General features: G+C 60.6%; 18 protein-coding genes. 2 read left to right on the forward strand and 16 right to left on the reverse strand.

What is annotated here, in order from left to right:
- Positions 1-57 precede the first annotated feature (57 nt).
- The 16 genes from QO002_RS17545 to urtA all read right to left on the reverse strand — a co-directional run bounded on the left by QO002_RS17545 (position 58) and on the right by urtA (position 14,156).
- Positions 58-726, reverse strand: coding sequence for an urease accessory protein UreF (locus tag QO002_RS17545; protein ID WP_307231973.1), 669 nt, complete (start codon positions 724-726; stop codon positions 58-60).
- Positions 723-881: a hypothetical protein gene (locus tag QO002_RS17550; RefSeq protein WP_307231975.1), complete on the reverse strand. Its 159-nt coding sequence runs from the start codon at positions 879-881 to the stop codon at positions 723-725. Before QO002_RS17550 ends, QO002_RS17545 begins: the two co-directional genes overlap by 4 nt.
- 111 nt (positions 882-992) lie before the next feature.
- On the reverse strand, positions 993-2,705 hold the full coding sequence (locus QO002_RS17555) for a hypothetical protein (protein ID WP_307231978.1): 1,713 nt from the start codon (positions 2,703-2,705) through the stop codon (positions 993-995).
- A 160-nt stretch (positions 2,706-2,865) separates the two neighbouring features.
- The gene (gene ureE / locus QO002_RS17560) at positions 2,866-3,336 is read right to left on the reverse strand and encodes an urease accessory protein UreE (protein ID WP_307231980.1); all 471 of its coding nucleotides are present in this window, start codon (positions 3,334-3,336) and stop codon (positions 2,866-2,868) included.
- Entirely contained in the window at positions 3,336-3,632 is a 297-nt protein-coding gene (locus QO002_RS17565) for a putative quinol monooxygenase (RefSeq protein WP_307231982.1), read from the reverse strand. Before QO002_RS17565 ends, ureE begins: the two co-directional genes overlap by 1 nt.
- Positions 3,633-3,749: 117 nt before the next feature.
- Positions 3,750-5,462 carry an urease subunit alpha gene (gene ureC / locus QO002_RS17570; RefSeq protein ID WP_307231984.1) on the reverse strand — a complete coding sequence of 571 codons (1,713 nt, stop codon included), beginning with the start codon at positions 5,460-5,462 and terminating at the stop codon, positions 3,750-3,752.
- A 79-nt stretch (positions 5,463-5,541) separates the two neighbouring features.
- Positions 5,542-6,180, reverse strand: coding sequence for a glycosyltransferase family 29 protein (locus QO002_RS17575; RefSeq protein WP_307233487.1), 639 nt, complete (start codon positions 6,178-6,180; stop codon positions 5,542-5,544).
- A 61-nt stretch (positions 6,181-6,241) separates the two neighbouring features.
- Positions 6,242-6,547: an urease subunit beta gene (locus tag QO002_RS17580; RefSeq protein ID WP_307231986.1), complete on the reverse strand. Its 306-nt coding sequence runs from the start codon at positions 6,545-6,547 to the stop codon at positions 6,242-6,244.
- Between the two features lie 16 nt (positions 6,548-6,563).
- On the reverse strand, positions 6,564-6,818 hold the full coding sequence (locus QO002_RS17585) for a DUF1272 domain-containing protein (protein ID WP_307231988.1): 255 nt from the start codon (positions 6,816-6,818) through the stop codon (positions 6,564-6,566).
- Positions 6,819-6,826: 8 nt separating this feature from the next.
- Positions 6,827-7,129 (reverse strand): urease subunit gamma, encoded by a 303-nt coding sequence (locus QO002_RS17590; protein WP_307231990.1) that lies wholly within the window; start codon positions 7,127-7,129, stop codon positions 6,827-6,829.
- Between the two features lie 26 nt (positions 7,130-7,155).
- A complete protein-coding gene (locus QO002_RS17595; RefSeq protein ID WP_307231992.1) occupies positions 7,156-7,983 on the reverse strand; it encodes an urease accessory protein UreD in 828 nt (275 codons plus the stop codon).
- An 8-nt stretch (positions 7,984-7,991) separates the two neighbouring features.
- The gene (urtE, locus tag QO002_RS17600; protein ID WP_307231994.1) at positions 7,992-8,687 is read right to left on the reverse strand and encodes an urea ABC transporter ATP-binding subunit UrtE; all 696 of its coding nucleotides are present in this window, start codon (positions 8,685-8,687) and stop codon (positions 7,992-7,994) included.
- A gap of 228 nt (positions 8,688-8,915) precedes the next feature.
- Positions 8,916-9,686 (reverse strand): urea ABC transporter ATP-binding protein UrtD, encoded by a 771-nt coding sequence (gene urtD / locus QO002_RS17605; RefSeq protein ID WP_307231996.1) that lies wholly within the window; start codon positions 9,684-9,686, stop codon positions 8,916-8,918.
- 5 nt (positions 9,687-9,691) lie between these two features.
- Positions 9,692-10,888 (reverse strand): urea ABC transporter permease subunit UrtC, encoded by a 1,197-nt coding sequence (gene urtC / locus QO002_RS17610; protein WP_307231998.1) that lies wholly within the window; start codon positions 10,886-10,888, stop codon positions 9,692-9,694.
- A complete protein-coding gene (urtB, locus tag QO002_RS17615; protein WP_307232000.1) occupies positions 10,885-12,489 on the reverse strand; it encodes an urea ABC transporter permease subunit UrtB in 1,605 nt (534 codons plus the stop codon). The genes urtC and urtB overlap by 4 nt, the downstream gene beginning before the upstream one ends.
- Before the next feature lie 377 nt (positions 12,490-12,866).
- A complete protein-coding gene (gene urtA, locus QO002_RS17620) occupies positions 12,867-14,156 on the reverse strand; it encodes an urea ABC transporter substrate-binding protein (protein ID WP_307232002.1) in 1,290 nt (429 codons plus the stop codon).
- 225 nt (positions 14,157-14,381) lie between these two features.
- On the opposite strand from urtA, the gene QO002_RS17625 reads away from it, so the two are divergent.
- Positions 14,382-17,777: a hybrid sensor histidine kinase/response regulator gene (locus QO002_RS17625; RefSeq protein WP_307232005.1), complete on the forward strand. Its 3,396-nt coding sequence runs from the start codon at positions 14,382-14,384 to the stop codon at positions 17,775-17,777.
- Positions 17,770-18,690 carry a response regulator gene (locus tag QO002_RS17630; protein WP_307232007.1) on the forward strand — a complete coding sequence of 307 codons (921 nt, stop codon included), beginning with the start codon at positions 17,770-17,772 and terminating at the stop codon, positions 18,688-18,690. Before QO002_RS17625 ends, QO002_RS17630 begins: the two co-directional genes overlap by 8 nt.
- Positions 18,691-18,696 lie beyond the last annotated feature (6 nt).

The following is an 18,696-nucleotide window of genomic DNA, read 5'->3' on the forward strand; positions in this document are numbered from 1 at the left end:
GCGGCAAATGACGTATCCGCAGTGCTCGACTGAAGAGGTGAAACGCGCCGGGGCCGATCAAGAGCGGAAAAGTTTGACCGTCTGTGTCTCGTGGCGCAATGCGGAAATATCGGCCTGAAGGGTAGCGGAGCCGAGATCGTCAAGCGTCGATCGCGCCGCCCGCTCCGCGGTTGCGACAATCGTCTGCTCCAGCGCGGCCAGCACAGAAACACCATCCTTCTGGCCGCAGACGCTGAGCCGGATGCCAGCGGATATACTCTGTGAAATGAAAGCATGCAGATAAGCGGCAACAGCTTTGTCGCACGGCACGCCATGCAGGCCGGCCACAAGACCAACAGCCACGGGATAGGCCATCTTGTCGTCCGCAACCCCGGCCGTTTGCGGCCATGCGCTGGCCGTTGTCAGAAATGCATCTCCCAGCAGCATCGTCTCCTGGTGGCGCTCGCGCGAGCCGCTGAGCGCTTCGGCAAGCTCGGCGCACTGTGTCAATCGCCCGGCATCGGCGATCGCCCGATGGGCCTCGGCCAGAAGCACGGCATCGTTCCAGAGCGAACCCTGCGTCAGCAACGATGACAGCCATTCACCAAGTCCTGCACTTCCCGAAACCAGACCATCCTCGACCGCGCACTCAAGTCCGCCGGAATAGGCGAACGATCCGATCGGAAAGGCCGGCGACAGCCAGGACATCAATCGCAGAAGAGCGCCGAGCTCCTGATCGTCGCTCATTGCGGCTCAGCCACGTGCGTGGTGGGCATGGTCCTTGTCACGTCACCGCTTTCCAGACAAAGCAGCTCGCGCCGCAGATTATGAGGCAGAACGATGCTTTCTACCGGCTGCGACAAAGGTGCGCCGACGGGCAGATAGGAAGTAATGTGTTGCATGAAGCTTTCCATTCCATGTGATGGATGACCATGGAAAACAATAATCTTCGATGCAACAGGGAATGCATGGCGACAACAAGATTCCCGCGACCAAAACGACGGGTATAGCCTTTACATGTCTCTGCCGGCGGACGGGCTCCTCGATCGGCCCTCGATCAATTGCTGTCGTTTGCTGGAAGGTCCTGAAGCTTCCGCCACACCGTCCGCATTGCTGTCGTTTGATATCTCCGAGTGCCCGCGCTTACGACCTTGTTCCGGTGCTGGTGATGCCGCCTGCCGTGAAGTCGATGGGCCTGCCACGGCTAAACCCTCCGGCATTTCAGGTATCCTGCTAGACGATCGAGAACGATCAACAGAGAGATGGCGAATTTCCTGCGATGCCGGCTGTCGGGTTGTCGATGGGCCTGCGACAGGTGAGCCCTCACGTGTCGCAGGAATTCTGCCGGGCGATTGGGAATGGTCAACCGAATGGTCGACCGATGGATTGCGAAGCGCTCGCGATCCCGGCTGCCGGATTGTCGATGGGACTGTCATGGGTGAGCCCTCCCGCGATTCGGGGCCGCCGCTTGTAGAGCGGGAATGATCCGCAGATGGACCGTAAGCCTGCTGAGCAGCTACCAACGCCCCATGACGATCTCCTGAATGGTATGCGTCAATTGCCTCCTGCTGGCCAGGAGCACTGGGAGGCCACTGCCGAACATATTCCATGAGGCTGGTGTCTCCTGACTGCTGGCTGGAGGAATGGCTGATCCCACCCCATTCGGAACCGGAACCGTACCCAGGTTCTGGACTAAACAAGGTCCGTTGGGAGTCGTCGTCGCTGACATGATGATCTGACCGCGAGTCGGTTTCGTAATCGTCGGTTTCGTGATCGGAGCTTGACCAACCTTCGTAGCCCGCGTGGCCTCCATACCCGTAGCCCCCGTGGCCTCCATACACCCCGTTGTTTGAAATCGAATTTGCATCCCAAAACGAGGACAGTTCGGAGCTGGAACTACCGCGCTCCGGCCGCAGATCCATGCCGTAATCATAGGCCGGCCAAATTTTTTCATCCGAGCCAAAATCAAGACTGCTATGCTCGCTGCCGGCAACGGAGCTGGCTGGCGAAACATCATTCATGTTCCAGAGCTGCCGCTGCGACGCACTTGCGCCGCTGTAGCGCGCCGTGTCCAGCCTGCTCTTCTCCGTTGCAACGTCTTGCCGGTCGGAGAAGCTATCAACATTGTCCACGGTATGATCGGCGTACAAGGTGCTGACGCCTCTCATGCGATCGTCCACGGACGTACGAAGGTCATGCGCCGCGGTGAGAAGGGCGCCCACCTTTTCTCCGCTGAAGGCCGATCTTGTTCGGACACGGAAATCTGCCGCAACATTCATCTCCTCGGCGATTCCACCCAGGTCTCTCTCGAAGACGGTGTGCTGCACGTATTTATTGAGGATACCCAGCGCTGCAACGCGCTTGTCGACACCATCGCGACCAGGGGGCACACTGTCATCCAAAATCGATCCGATTTTCTCAACATGCCCACGAACGTTTGCGGCAAGCGGTTTGACGCCTGCCGCGCGTGAATTATGGACATTTAAAGGAATATAATCTGTCATCATTACATTCGTGGGCTCGTGGCACGATTGCAATGCTGATTGATGCACCTCGTCATAATGATCCAAGTGGGCGCTGCGAAAGCTGAGCTTCGCATGCTTCGCGAAGGTTACAAGGCGTTCGGAGGACTCAAGTTGCTGTTCTTCATACGTCGGCATTTGAAATAACTTTCTTGAAAAAAATAAGCCCAGCGCTTCGACCAATTGGTCCAGCATTGCCCACAATTAGGCGCGTCCGCTGCTATGATTTCAAGAAAAAGACGGTTTCAATTGAAACACGCCTTATCGATCACAGAATAGAAAAAGGCCGGCCCCCGCGAAGGACCGGCCCGGTGAATTTACCATGCAATTGAGGTCACCGATGTATGATTGAGTTGAGGCAACCTCAGCCGTGGTGGTGATGCCCATGGGAATGTCCGCCCGTGCCATGATAGGCCCCGCGCATCGGCTGGAAAGGCGTGTTCACCTCGCTCACCGTCGCGCCCAGCCCTTCCAGCATCGCGCGGATGACCAGATCCCGCAGGATGAAGATACGGTCCTCACGGATTTCCGCCGGAAGATGCCGGTTGCCGAGATGCCAGGCCAACTCTATCAGATGCAGCGGTCCGCGCGGCAGGATTTCGTAAAGCGGCTCTTCGATCGCCGTGATGCGGATGTGACCGCCACCTTCCAGCACGAGGAGATCGCCATCCGCCAGCATGGCCGGCTCCTTCAGATCGAGCATGACGACATCGTCATTTTCGAGATGCAGGAGCTTGCGACGCAGATGCCGCTGATCATGCGCCAGCGCGATCGTAGCGACAGGCGCGATATCGGCTGAGCCAGAGGACAGGACTTCCGTCGAGCGATAGGGCATCAGACCACCTCGACCTTTTCCGGATGCACGACCTCGACCCGGCTTTCAGCCACCAGATCAGCCGTGGCCTTGCCGAAGGCGGCGATATGGGCCGTCTCGAAATGCGCCTGAAGCGCCACGCGGCTTGACCAGTTTTCAACAAAAACCAAAGTCTCGGGTTCGCCGGGCTTCTGGTAGAGTTCGTAGTAGATGCAGCCGTCTTCGGCGCGGGTCTCGGCAATCAGCGGCTGGGCGGCAGCCAGAACATCAGCGGCCTTGCCGGGGTGCGCTTTAAGATAGGCAATAACGTAGATCATGGGTACCTCGGAATAGGGACGGCAGGGTGATTGCCGTTTGTAACGGAGAATGTTGAACGAGGGGAGAGCTTGCGCGCTGTCTCTGTTTGCGGAGTCTTACCCCTCACCCGACCCCTCCTAGAACAGGAAATACCTCTGCGCCATCGGCAGCACGGTTGCCGGCTCGCAGGTCAATAACACACCATCCGCCCGAACCTCGTAGGTCTCCGGATCCACCTCGACATGCGGTGTCAGGCTGTTATGGATCATCGACGCCTTGCCGATACCGCCGCGGGTGTTCCGCACAGCCACCAGTTCCTTGGCGACACCAAGGCGGCCCTTCAGGCCACCGTCCAGTGAGGCCTGCGAGACGAAGGTGACGGAGGAGTTGGTGAGGCTCTTTCCGAACGAGCCGAACATCGGCCGGTAGTGCACAGGCTGCGGCGTCGGGATCGAGGCATTCGGATCACCCATCGGGGCTGCCGCGATCGTGCCACCGAGCAAAACCATGTCCGGCTTGACGCCGAAGAAGGCCGGGTTCCACATCACCAGATCGGCGCGCTTGCCGACTTCGACCGAACCGATGACATGGCTGAGGCCGTGCGCGACGGCCGGGTTGATCGTATACTTGGCGATATAGCGCTTGACGCGGAAATTGTCGTTTTCGCCCTTTTCCTCCGGCAGACGGCCGCGCTGGCGCTTCATCTTGTCGGCGGTCTGCCAGGTGCGGATCGCCACTTCCCCGACGCGGCCCATGGCCTGACTGTCGGAGGAGATGATGGAGAAGGCACCGATATCATGAAGGATATCTTCCGCCGCGATGGTTTCCTTGCGGATGCGGCTTTCCGCAAAAGCAATGTCTTCCGGGATCGACGGCGACAAATGGTGGCAAACCATCAGCATGTCGAGATGTTCGGCCAGCGTGTTCTTCGTATAGGGCCGCGTCGGGTTGGTAGACGACGGGATGACGTTCGGCTGGCCGCAGATTTTGATGATATCAGGCGCATGGCCGCCACCCGCTCCTTCCGTGTGGAAGGCGTGGATCGTACGCCCTTTCAGCGCCGCGATCGAATCCTCGACGAAGCCGCTTTCGTTCAGCGTATCCGTGTGGATCATCACCTGCACATCGTATTCATCGGCAACCGACAGGCAGCAATCGATCGCGGCAGGGGTCGTGCCCCAGTCTTCGTGCAGCTTCAGCGAGGTCGCACCGCCCATGACCATCTCAACCAGCGCGCCCGGCAGTGAAGCATTGCCCTTGCCGGCGAAGGCGAGGTTCATTGGGAAGGCATCGGCCGCCTCGATCATGCGGGCGATGTGCCAGGGACCGGGGGTGCAGGTGGTGGCGAGCGTGCCGTGCGCGGGGCCGGTGCCGCCGCCGAGCATGGTGGTGAGGCCGCTCATCAGCGCCTCCTCGATCTGCTGCGGGCAGATGAAGTGGATGTGGCTGTCCATGCCGCCGGCGGTGATGATCTTGCCTTCGGCGGCGATCGCCTCCGTGCCCGGGCCGACGATGATATCGATGCCCGGCTGGGTATCCGGGTTGCCGGCCTTGCCGATCGCGACGATCAAGCCGTCCTTCAGGCCGATATCGGCCTTGACGATACCCCAGTGATCGACGATCAGCGCATTGGTGATGACGGTATCGACAGCGCCATTGGCGCGCGTCACCTGGCTCTGGCCCATGCCATCGCGGATAACCTTCCCGCCGCCGAATTTCACCTCTTCGCCATAGGTGGTGAAATCCTTCTCAACCTCGATGAACAGCTCGGTATCGGCAAGCCGCACCTTGTCGCCGGTGGTGGGACCGAACATGCTGGCATAGGCCGCGCGGGACATTTTGTAGGACATTGTTCTTCACCCTCTGGAGTGCCGAATTCTGGGAAAAATTCGGGCGAATTCATTTCTCATTTCTGTCTGCGCAGTTGCTTCACAACGGCGCAGTTGCGTGAATGGACGGAGCCGCGACATCATCGAGCGGCTGGAGCCGCGACAAGCGTCCCTCCCCGATCGAACGTTCGACCAGCCTTCGCTCAGCCTCGAAAGGATGGCCCTCCCACCCCTCGTGGCCGAAACCGGCAATCGTCACCTCGTCATCGCGAAAACTCTCGAGCACGTAGGCAATCACGATCAGGCCGCTGCTCGGCACGACATAGGGTGCCGGACTGAAGGCCTGAAGCTGGGTATCGACAGCCTCATGAACGGCGCGGCTGATCACGCTATGCTTCTTGCCGAGACAGACGCAGAGCCTTGAAAAATCCGCCGTATAGTCATCGCAGAAATCATCAAGCTCCGGGTGGCTCACCGCCAGAACCTGCCGCAGGGCGGTAAATTTCGCGGGGTCCCGCACGCTCCAGATAGCACCGGCCTGCTGAACGGCAGGGTGGCTTGCCCACTCCGCCGAAGCAAGCCGCGCCTTGCCGGGACGTCCCGTGTTGCAGATGGCGACGACATCGGTCTTCTCGCCTGCCTCGCCGAAGGTGCGGCAATCGTTGAAGCGGATGACAAGATCGGCGGAATCGATGAGCGTTGCCGCTCCCGGAGGCACCTCACCATTCCCAACGATCATGATCTTCTGTTTCATGTCGCTCCCGAAGCGATTAGCCGCCCCATCGTCACACCATTGGCAGTCACAGTTTCCCCATGACCTTCTGACGAAAACCATAGACCTCACGTTTTCCGCTCAACGGAATAAGCGTCACGGTCCGCGTCTGGCCGGGTTCGAAACGCACTGCCGTTCCCGCCGGGATATCGAGCCGGCGGCCATGCGCGGCTTCTCGGTCAAAGGCGAGACCCGCATTGGTTTCGGCGAAATGATAGTGGCTGCCGACCTGCACCGGCCGGTCGCCGGTGTTCGATACATCGATCGAAACGGTATCCAGCCCGACATTCAGCTCGATCTCGCCCTCGGCAGCAATGATTTCTCCGGGTATCATGGTCATCTTCCTTTTATCAGGCGGCCTTGACCGGCACGCAGCCTTCGGCTTTCAGCACACGCTCTGTCGAGGCCGGAAATTTATCGAGCTTGGATGCGGGCCGGATTGGCCGGCGCACCAGTTCGCCGCTGCAATTCGGGCAACGGCTGTCGAGCACGTTTTCCACGCAATCGAGGCAGAAGGTACATTCGAAGCTGCAGATCATCGCCTCGCGGCTACCCGGCGGCAGATCCTTGTCGCAGCACTCGCAATTGGGTCGAAGCGCAAGCATGGCGGGCCTCAGCGAATGGGTTCGTGGACGGTCACCAGCTTGGTGCCATCGGGAAAAGTCGCCTCGATCTGGATGTCGTGGATCATCTCGGGGATACCCTCCATCACCTGATCGCGGGTGATAACATGGGCGCCGGCCTCCATAAGCTCGGCAACCGAGCGGCCGTCGCGCGCGCCTTCCACGACATAATCCGATATCAGCGCGATCGCTTCGGGATGATTGAGCTTGACGCCGCGCTCCAGCCTCCGGCGCGCCACCATCGCGGCCATGGAAATCAAGAGCTTGTCTTTTTCGCGAGGAGTGAGGTTCATGCGTGACCACCAGTTTTTATTATAGGCTACAGGGTCCAGACTTTCGGCACTGACGCCCCTTTGCGCAAGTGTGAAATGACCGGGATCAGGATTTTTCTAAGCGCAAAGCCGTCGGCAGCGACAAGGCGCGCCATAAGCTTCTCTTGCCCGCAGATTTCCACACGGCTGGCCCCGCCAGCGTCTCCAATCTTCGATCGGATCGCCGCAAGCTGCGCCTCGCAATCCGGCCCCGTATAGAAAAGCGTCGCAAAGGCCACCTGCCCGCCGAGAACCGGCACCCGCCGCGAAAGGTCTCCAACGGCATCGGCAAGCCGCAGGTTTTCCGCATGCAGCAAAACACCACCCTTGCGAATGCGCCAGCGATCCTGGAAAAGCCCGTTTTCCATCGTCTCGCCCATCGCCTTTCGGCCGAGAAGCACGGCCTCGACGGCAAGGAACTGGGCATCTTCGGCGATGTCCACTTCCAGAGTTCGCGACATCGAGGCGTTGTCAAACAGGATGGTTTCCTGCGGCAGCCAGTGCACCGTCGCACCGGCGCCGACATCGATGCGGGTCGCAACCGTCGCCGTGCCGGCGCTGGCCTTGTAGATCTTTTCGCAGGCCTGGGTGGTGAGCGTCAGGTGGGTATTCTCGCCGCTGTTGAACTCCCAGCCGATCCAGTCGCCGCCGGTCAGGCCGCCGGAACTGTTGATCAGTACAGCTTCCATCGTGTGGTCGAAAGTGTCGGGAAGCCGGATCTTGGCGCAGCCTTCCTGATAGAATTCCGATAGCCGGGTGCGGCCGGCAAAGGGTTTTGCCGTCAGCCGTCCCTTGCCCCATGCTCTTTGCGGAGCGATCGCCGCCGCTTCTGCCATTTTTGACCCTAAACCGTCAGGTGACGGCGCGCTTCCGGAGTATCCAGCGTTTCGGCCGGTCCCTCATGCACGATCTCGCCCCGATCCATGATGTAGACATGGTCGGCAAGCTCCCGGCAGAAGTCAAGATATTGTTCCACAAGCAGAATCGCCATCCCCGTGGAATCACGCAGATACTGGATCGCCCGGCCGATATCCTTGATGATCGACGGCTGGATGCCTTCCGTCGGCTCGTCCAGAACAAGGATCTTCGGCCGTGTCACCAGCGCCCGCCCGATAGCAAGCTGTTGTTGCTGGCCGCCCGACAAGTCACCTCCCCGGCGGCCGAGCATGGTGCGCAGGATCGGGAACAGACTGAAGATATCGTCTGGAATATAACGGTCCTTGCGCGGCACCGGGGCGTAACCGGTCTCGAGGTTTTCCTTCACGGTCAAAAGCGGAAAGATTTCGCGGCCTTGCGGCACGAAACCGATGCCATGCTTGGCGCGATTATAGGGCGCCAGGCCATTCAGCGTTGCATCGTTGAAGGTGATCGTGCCGGCGCTGGTCGCGGCCTGACCGGTGACTGCCCGGAGCAGACTGGTCTTGCCGACGCCGTTACGGCCGAGGACACAGGTGATCTTGCCCATCGGCGCCATGATCGACACACCGCGAAGAGCCTGCGCCGCGCCGTAGTGAAGATTGATGTTGTCGACGGTCAGCATCGGGCGGCTCCTTTTGAGATTGCGGAGGCTTTACCCCCCCCTGTCGCGCCGCTTGCGGCCTCTTCTCCCCAGCGGGGAGAAGGTGGCGCGTAGCGCCGGATGAGGGAGACGGCTTCCTCGGAGTTCGCGGCAAAGCCCCCCTCATCGCCTCGCCTGCGCTCGGCACTTCTCCCCGCTGGGGAGAAGAGGGTGTTCGCCGCAAACATAGAAACGTTATAGTGCATCGCCTTACCGCCCCAGATAGTTTTCGATCACCTTCGGATCGGAACTGACGAAATCGATCGATCCCTCCGCCAGCACCGAACCTTCGGCAAGACACGTCACCTTGACGCCGAGATCGCGGATGAAGCCCATGTCGTGCTCGACCACCACTACGGAACGGGTCTTGGCGATCTCCTTCAGGAGCACCGCCGTCTCCGCCGTTTCCGCATCCGTCATACCGGCCACCGGCTCGTCGACCAGCAAAAGCTTCGGTTCCTGCGCAAGCAGCATGCCGATTTCCAGCCACTGCTTCTGGCCGTGGGAAAGATTGGCCGCAAGGTCGTCCTTGCGGGCGGTCATGCGCACGGTTTCGAGGATTTCCTCGATGCGCGCCTTGTCCTCCGGCGTCAGCTTGTAGAACAGGGTGGCGAAGACACCGCGTTTGCGGTTCAGCGCCAGTTCGATGTTGTCCCAGACTGTGTGGCTTTCGAACACCGTCGGCTTCTGGAACTTGCGGCCGATGCCGAGCTGGGCGATCTCGGCTTCATCCTTCTGGGTAAGATCGACCTCACCGTTGAAGTAGACGATGCCCTCGTCCGGCCGGGTCTTGCCGGTGATGATGTCCATCATCGTCGTCTTGCCGGCGCCGTTGGGGCCGATGATGGCGCGAAGCTCGCCAGGCTCGACGACGAAGGACAGGGAGTTCAGCGCCTTGAAGCCATCGAAGGAAACGGAAACACCATCAAGGTAGAGGATGCTGCTGGTCGTCTTCAGACTTGCCGGTTTGATGACAGTCATGACATTCACTCCGCGGCCTGGGTATGGGCAGATACGATGGCGTCGTCGCCGGCAGATTTGGCGGATTGCGCCTGATAGGCATGTTCCTTCGCAGCCGCCACCTTGAGCTCGTCGCGGTTCTTGGCGAACTGTTGGAACGTGCCGACGATGCCCTTGGGCAGGAACAAGGTGGTCGCGACGAACAGCGCGCCCAGCGCAAACAGCCAGAATTCGGGGAAGGCAGCGGTAAAGACGCTCTTGCCGAAGTTGACCAAAACCGCGCCGATGATCGGGCCGATCAACGTGCCGCGCCCGCCTACTGCAGTCCAGATGACCACTTCGATGGAGTTGGCCGGGGCGAATTCGCCCGGATTGATGATACCGACCTGCGGGACATAGAGTGCGCCGGCCACGCCCGCCATCATCGCCGAGACGGTGAAGATGAAGAGCTTCATGTTCTCGACCCGGTAGCCGAGGAAGCGAGTGCGGCTTTCCGCGTCACGCACCCCGACCAGCACCTTGCCGTATTTCGATTTGACGATGGCTGAGCTGAGGAGAAGCGCCAGAGCAAGGGAAATCGCCGTTGCCGCGAAGAGCGTGGCACGGGTGCCGCCGGCCTGGATGTTGAAGCCGAGGATATCCTTGAAGTCGGTCAGGCCGTTGTTGCCGCCGAAGCCCATCTCGTTGCGGAAGAAGGCGAGCAGCAGCGCGTAGGTCATCGCCTGGGTGATGATCGACAGATAGACGCCGGTGACGCGCGAGCGGAAGGCGAGCCAGCCGAAGACGAAGGCAAGCAGGCCGGGCACAAGCACTACCATCACCGCCGCAAACCAGAACTGGTTGAAACCGTACCAGTACCAGGGCAGCTCCTGCCAGTTGAGGAACACCATGAAATCGGGCAGCAACGGATTGGCATAGACGCCGCGTGGGCCGATCTGGCGCATCAGGTACATGCCCATCGCATACCCACCGAGCGCGAAGAACGCGCCGTGGCCGAGCGAGAGGATGCCGCAATAGCCCCAGACGAGATCAAGCGCGAGCGCCAGAAGTGCGTAGCTCAGATATTTGCCGAGCAGCGGCACCAGATGGTCCGGTACATGCAGCGGGTTGCCATCCGACAGCAGCAGGTTGGAGAGCGGCACGAAGATCGCCGCCAACAAGATACCGAAGGCGAACCAGAGAACCTTCTTGTCGTGGGTGCGAAACAGCATTTGCGTGATCATTGTTCGATCGCCCTTCCCTTGAGCGCGAACAGACCGCGCGGCCGCCGCTGGATGAAGAGAATGATAAGCACCAGGATCAGGATCTTGCCAAGCACGGCGCCGGCATAGGGCTCCAGAAACTTGTTGGCGATGCCGAGCGTCATGGCGCCCACCAGCGTGCCCCAGAGATTGCCGACACCGCCGAAGACAACGACCATGAAGCTATCGATGATGTAGTTCTGGCCGAGGTTCGGCGAGACGTTATCGATCTGCGATAGCGCCACGCCCGCCATGCCGGCAATGCCGGAGCCGAGGCCGAAGGTAAAGGCATCGACCCAGGGCGTGCGGATACCCATGGATGAGGCCATGCGCCGGTTCTGGGTCACGGCGCGCATCTGCAGGCCGAACTTGGAGCGCTTCAGCAGCAGCAGCAGCGCGAAGAACACCGCGATTGCAAACACGATGATCCACATCCGGTTCCAGGTGATCGACATGCCGCCGAGATCGAAGGTGCCGGACATCCAGCTCGGATTATCGACCTGCCGGTTGGTGGGGCCGAAGATCGTGCGGATCGTCTGCTGCAGGATGAGGGAGAGGCCCCAGGTCGCCAGCAGCGTCTCAAGCGGTCGACCATAGAGCCAGCGGATGATGCTGCGCTCGATGGCAACGCCGATCGCGCCGGTGACGAGGAAGGCTGCAGGAACGGCGAAGGCGAGCGAGAAATTGGTGAGCTCCGGCGCCGCTGCGCTGATCGTCTGCTGCACCACATACGTCGTATAGGCCCCGAGCATGACCATCTCGCCATGGGCCATGTTGATGACGCCCATGACACCGAAAGTGATGGCAAGGCCGATGGCCGCGAGAAGCAGGACCGAGCTGAGTGAGAGGCCATACCAGATATTCTGCACCACATCCCAGACCGCGAGGCTGCGGTTGATACTGTCGATATGCGCCTGGATGGCCGGCTGCAGATCGGCCGGGGCGCTGGAGAAGGCGGCGTTCAGGATATTGACGGCATCACGGTTGTCGCGGGCGGCGATGGTATCGATCGCAGCTTTCTTGTCCTCGAAACTGGCGTCTGTTTTCAGGAGGATGACGGCGCGGGCTGCCTCCATCGTCGCCTTGATCTCAGCATCCGCTTCCTTGGCGAGTGCGGTGTTCAGAAGATCGAGATTTTCGGGGTTGGCGTCCTTGAGAAGATCCTGTGCTGCGGCATAGCGTGCACCGCGATCCGGGCTCAGCAATGTCAGCTGGCTCAGCGCTGCGCCGATCGCTCCGCGCAGACCGTTGTTGAGGCGGATCTTGGCAAGATTGCTGGGGACATCGGTCACCGCAGCGCCCGTCAGGACATCGGCATAACCGCCGCCATCGGCTTCAAGGAATACGGCGCCCCCGGTTTTGGGCGCATAAAGCTTGCCGTCGTTCAGATATCCGAGGATTTCACCGACTTTGGGATCGCCGGAGGCGGCAAGCGCCTCGACGGCCTCGATCTTCTGGGGGAAACCGCCGGTGCCCAGAGCATCGACCAGCGGCCGAATGTTTTCCTGGGCCCGCACGCCGGTCGCAAGGGCGCTGATGATCAGGCAGAGGGCGACGAGAAAAATCTGGATCGTGCGATACATGGTTCTTCCGTTCCGTTGGCGTTTTGAGCGATGAGCGCCCGCAACTGCCTAAGATTTCCGCATTCCGCCCACATGCCGCTCACTCTGGCCACGCAATCCGGCCAATGATCTGAAAGAGAGCGGCGCCTGCCAGCCGGATCTATCCATCCGACATTTACAAAGCAGGAAGCGTGCCAACCAGCCGTTGGTGGCTTTTCCGGACTTCCAGGTGAGCCGGCGGATCAAGGGGCTTCCGCGAAAATCCCTCCGTCCCGGTGGGAGACTGGAACGGAGGGCTGTTCATGAAAAATCAGTTGGTAAATTTAAGGATGTCCGAAGCGGCCTTGTGGACCGCTTCGTCGTTACGCTGGCCTTGATAAAATCAGGAGCCCCGATACTCAGGAACCCTTGCCGCCGCACTTGCCGGTGGCAACGTTGAAGTTGCCGCAGGACATCGGCTTGCGCCAATCGGAGATCAGGTCCTTCGAGTCCGGCAGGTAGTCGGACCATTCGTCGCCGACGACTGGAGGCGTTTCCTGGACGATTTCGAACTGGCCGTCTGCCTGGATTTCGCCGATCAGGACAGGCTTGGTGATGTGGTGGTTCGGCATGACGGTGGCATAGCCGCCCGAAAGGTTCGGAACGGTGGTGCCGATGATCGTGTCGAGAACAGCATCCGTGTCGGTCGTGCCGGCAGCTTCTACAGCCTTAACCCAGGCGTTGAAGCCGATATAGGCAGCTTCCATCGGGTCGTTGGTCACGCGCTTGTCGTTCTTGGTGTAGGCATGCCACTGCTTGATGAACTCGGCGTTCACGTCGGCATCGACGGACTGGAAGTAGTTCCAGGCAGCGAGGTGACCGACGAGCGGCTTGGTGTCGAGACCGGCGAGTTCTTCTTCGCCGACGGAGAAGGCGATAACCGGGATGTCGGTTGCCTTGACGCCCTGGTTGCCGAGTTCCTTGTAGAACGGAACGTTGGCGTCACCGTTGATGGTGGAGACGACGGCGGTCTTCTTGCCGGCCGAGCCGAATTCCTTGATCTTGGCAACTTCCGTCTGCCAGTCAGAGAAGCCGAACGGCGTGTAGTTGATGATGATGTCTTCCTTCGGGATGCCCTTGGCGATCAGGTAGGCTTCCAGAATCTTGTTGGTGGTGCGCGGGTAGACGTAGTCCGTGCCTTCAAGAACGAAGCGCTCGACGCCTTCGGTTTCCATCAGGTAATCGACAGCCGGAATGGCCTGCTGGTTCGGCGCGGCACCGGTGTAGAAGATGTTGCGCGAGGATTCTTCACCCTCGTACTGGACGGGGTAGAAGAGGATCGAGTTCAGTTCTTCGAAGACCGGCAGAACCGACTTGCGCGACGAGGAAGTCCAGCAACCGAAAACGGCCGAAACCTTGTCGACGGAGATTAGCTCGCGGGCCTTTTCAGCAAACAGCGGCCAGTCGGACGCCGGATCAACGACGACAGCCTCAAGCTTCTTGCCGAGAAGACCGCCCTTTTTGTTCTGCTCTTCGATGAGCATCAGCATGGCGTCCTTGAGCGTCGTCTCGGAGATGGCCATGGTGCCGGAAAGCGAATGCAGGACGCCGACCTTGATGGTGTCGTCGGCTGCAAAGGCACCGGTGATTGCGGTCGTGGTGAGCGCAGCGGCGAGAAACGCGCTGTGGATGTGAGATGTGAATTTCATTGTGAACCCCTCTCGTTCTTTTGGCGACGGCATTTGGGAGACATTTACCGTTCGCTAACGAACTATCGGGCAGCGGCTTGGGAAACTATATACGTCAATTAACGTAGGTGCCGGGGCGAAACGTGCAGCTTTGAGCACCAGCCCACCCTTAAGCACCGTGATCTTCTGTGCTACGACCGAAGCCAGCAATGCCGTTTCAGGGTTTTGAGGGAACAGACGTCACCGATGACAGCACGCCAGCGCATCATTCCGGTTCGGCGCGAGTATAATCGCTGGGTCGCCAACCAGACGCTGGAAGACTACGCGCTGCGCTTCACCGCCAAGAGCGCGCGGCAATTTTCCTCGCAGCGCATCTCGCAGACGGCCATCGGCGCCATCTCCTTCCTGGCGCTGGAGGCGATCGGCGGCGCGATCACTCTCTCCTACGGCACGACCAACGCCATCATCGCCATTTTGGTCGCCAGCGTCGTCATGCTCGTTGTCGGGCTGCCGATCGCGCGCTACGCCATCCGTCACGGCGTAGATATCGATCTTCTGACCCGTGGCGCGAGCTTCGGCTATATCGGTTCGACCATCACCTCGCTGATCTATGCCAGCTTCACCTTCATGCTGTTTGCGATCGAGGCCTCGATCATGTCCGCTGCGCTGGAGCTGGCGCTCGGCATTCCGCTCTGGATCGGCTACATCATCTCCGCCGTGATGGTGATCCCGCTCGTCACCCACGGCGTCCGGCTGATCAGCAAGTTCCAGCTGATCACCCAGCCCTTCTGGATCATTCTCAACATCCTTCCCTTCATCTTCATCGCGCTCGCGGATTGGAGCAAGTTCGACCTCTGGCTCGCCTTCACCGGCGCCGGCCATCCGGAAGGTGTGCCGGGCACGCTCGCCCCGTTCGCGCTGGTGGAATTCGGCGCCGCTTCCGCCGTCATCCTCGCCTTGATGGCGCAGATCGGCGAACAGGTGGATTTCCTGCGCTTCCTGCCGCCAGAGGGCCAGAGCCGCCTTCGCCACCGCTTTGCCGTCTTCATGGCCGGTGCGGGCTGGGTCGTTGTCGGCGCGCCTAAACTGCTGGCCGGCTCGTTCCTCGTTGTCCTGACGCTCGGCTCGGGCGTGCCAGTGTCCGATGCAGCTGATCCCGCCCATATGTATCTGACCGCCTTCGGCTACATGATCCCGTCCCATACGGCGGCGATGCTGCTGATGGCGGCTTTTGTCGTTGTCTCGCAGCTCAAGATCAACGTGATGAACGCCTATGCCGGCTCGCTCGCATGGTCGAATTTCTTCTCGCGCCTCACGCATAGCCATCCCGGTCGCGTCGTCTGGCTGATTTTCAACGTCGCCATCGCGCTTCTCTTGATGGAACTCGGCATCTACAAGCTGCTCGAAGAAACACTCGGCATCTTCTCGATCATCGCCATGTCCTGGCTCTGCACGATCTCTGCCGACCTTTTCGTCAACAAGCCGCTGGGGCTGGCGCCGCCGGATATCGAGTTCAAGCGCGCCCATCTCTATGACATCAACCCCGTCGGCGTCGGCGCGATGACGGCTTCGGCCTTGGTGGCTCTGACCGCCCATTTCGGCCTGTTTGGCGAAATGGCTGCGTCGCTAGCCCCCTATATCGCCCTTGTGACGGCCTTCATCGTCTCGCCGCTGATCGCGTGGCGCACCAAGGGTAAATACTACCTCGCCCGTCGGCAGCGCCATAGCTGGAAGAAGCTCTCTACCGTCACCTGCTCAATCTGCGAGCATCCTTTCGAACACGAGGATATGGCCTGGTGCCCCGCCTATTCGGCGCCGATCTGTTCGCTCTGCTGTTCGCTCGACAGCCGCTGCCACGACATGTGCAAGCCGCATGCGAGCTTCAACGCCCAGACGGCCGTGGTCGCAAAAACGCTGCTGCCGCCGAAAATCATCGAAACCCTGTCGAGCCGCCTCGGGCGCTACGGCATCGCCGTGGTGCTGGCGGTCGCCGGCATCGGCGTCATCCTCGCCATGATCGCCCACCAGACGGGCACCGCATCGCCGGAAACCGCTGTCGTGGTCAACCGAACGGTCGGCGTCGTGTTCTTTGTCTTTTCGGTCGTCGCGGGTGTCGTCTGCTGGTTCTACGTGCTTGCCCATGACAGCCGGCTGGTGGCCGAGGAGGAATCCTCACGCCAGAACACGCTTCTGCTCAAGGAAATCGCCGCCCATAAGAAGACGGACGCCGCCTTGCAATATGCCAAGGAAACGGCCGAAGCTGCGAACCGGGCCAAGAGCCGCTATGTCGTCGGCTTGAGCCATGAGTTGCGCACGCCGCTCAATGCCGTGCTCGGCTATGCCCAGATCCTCGAGCGAGACGAAACCATCCCCGCCCCGCGCCAGTCGGCGATCAAGGTCATCCGCCGCTCGGCCGACCATCTCTCCGGCCTCATCGACGGATTGCTTGATATCTCGAAGATCGAGGCCGGACGTCTGCAAGTCTATTCCAACGAAATCAACATCCAGGATTTCCTCGACCAGATCGTCGATATGTTCCGTCCGCAGGCGCAGGCGAAGGACCTCGCCTTCGATCATATCCGGGCGCCTGCCCTGCCGCGCTATGTCCGCACCGACGAGAAGCGGCTGCGCCAGATCCTCGTCAACCTGCTCTCGAATGCCATCAAGTTCACCGATCGCGGAACCGTCCGCTTCGAGGTGAGCTATCGCAGTCAGGTCGCGACCTTCACCGTTTCCGATACCGGCCGAGGCATTTCTGCCGAGGACTTGCCACGCATCTTCGAACCATTCCAGCGTGGCGAGGCTGAGCATATCCGGCCGATGCCCGGCCTCGGGCTCGGGCTGACGATCACCCAATTGCTGGCAAATACCCTTGGTGGGGAAATCTCCGTGACCAGCGAGCGCGACAAGGGCTCGACCTTCCGGGTAAGGCTCATGCTGTCGGCCATCGAACGGCCGCGCGCGCTTGCTCCCTCGGTGCGCAAGATCGCCGGCTATGCCGGCGCCCGACGCACCATCGTCGTGGTGGATGACAACGAGGATCATCGCGATCTGATGCGTGAAGTGCTGATGCCCCTCGATTTCATCGTCCTGACGGCATCCGGTGGCGCCGAATGCCTGACGTTGATCGAGGGCATCAAGCCAGACCTGTTCCTCATCGACATCTCGATGCCCGGCATGAACGGGTGGCAACTGGTGTCACGGCTACGCGAATATGGCCAGAGCGCGCCAGTGATCATGCTGTCGGCCAATATCGGTGATGGCACGGCCGCCGCAGCCGGCGATGCCGACTACAACGACACGCTGGCGAAGCCCTTTGATATCCGCCAGCTCAACGACAAGCTGGCGCTGCATCTCGGCCTTGAATGGCTGTACGACGATGAGCAGCGCCCGCCCCCATCGGTTCGGCCCATCCGGCCCGTCCGCACGCCAGGCCCTGCCCATGTCGAAGAGCTCATCCGACTCGGCGAGATCGGCTACATCAGGGGCATTGAGGCCAAATTGAACGATTTGGCGCGGATCGAGGAAAACCAGCCGTTTACCGAAGTCGTGCGTGTCTATGTGCAGGCCTTCGATCTTGCAGGCTACGCCACATTCCTGCAGAAGATCAGCGACAACAACGGGAGACTCGCCGGTGAATGAGGCTGCGCATCCGCGCAATATCGTATTGATCGTCGATGATTCCCCCGAAACACTCGGCTTCCTCACCGATGCACTGGAACAATCCGGTTTCTCCGTGCTGATCGCGACCTCCGGCAATGCGGCCATCAACGTCGTCGAGCGCATCACCCCCGATATCGTGCTGATGGATGCCGTCATGCCCGGCATGGACGGCTTCGACACCTGCCGCCGACTGAAGGCGAATGCCGCGATCGCGCAAGTCCCGGTGATTTTCATGACGGGCCTCACCGAGACCGAGCATATCGTTCACGCGCTCGAATCCGGGGGCGTCGATTACCTCTCCAAGCCGATCAATATCGACGAGCTGCGTGCCCGCATCCGGGTGCATCTCGCCAACGCCCGCTCGACCCAGTCGGCCCGCGTTGCGCTCGATGCCGCCGGCCGTCATCTGCTGGCCGTGCGCGGCAATGGCACGCTGCAATGGTCGACGCCGCAGGCGACGCGGCTGATCAATGCCGCAACCGGCCGTGACGACGGCATGGAAACGCTCGCCGGACATATTCGCCTCTGGACACAGGAGCGCGAAAAACATGGCGGCCGGAGCGAACCGCTGATCATCCAGCAGAACGGCCAGCCGGTGCTGCAGCTCGCCTATCTCGGCGCGATCGGCTCCGACGAATTTCTCTTCCGGCTGACCGGCATCAGCCAGACCAGCGACGATGAAATTCTGCGCCGTGCCTTCGCATTGACCGTGCGCGAGGCGCAAGTGCTTCTATGGATCGCCAAGGGCAAGGCAAACCGGGATATCGGCGAGATCCTGGGCCTCAGCGCCCGCACGGTGAACAAGCACCTTGAGCAGATCTACGTGAAGCTCGGCGTCGAAAACCGTGCCTCCGCTGCCGTCAAGGCCGCCGCCGTTCTCTATCAGGAATAGGCTTCG

Source organism: Pararhizobium capsulatum DSM 1112 (genome assembly GCF_030814475.1).
GTDB classification, from domain to species: domain Bacteria; phylum Pseudomonadota; class Alphaproteobacteria; order Rhizobiales; family Rhizobiaceae; genus Pararhizobium; species Pararhizobium capsulatum.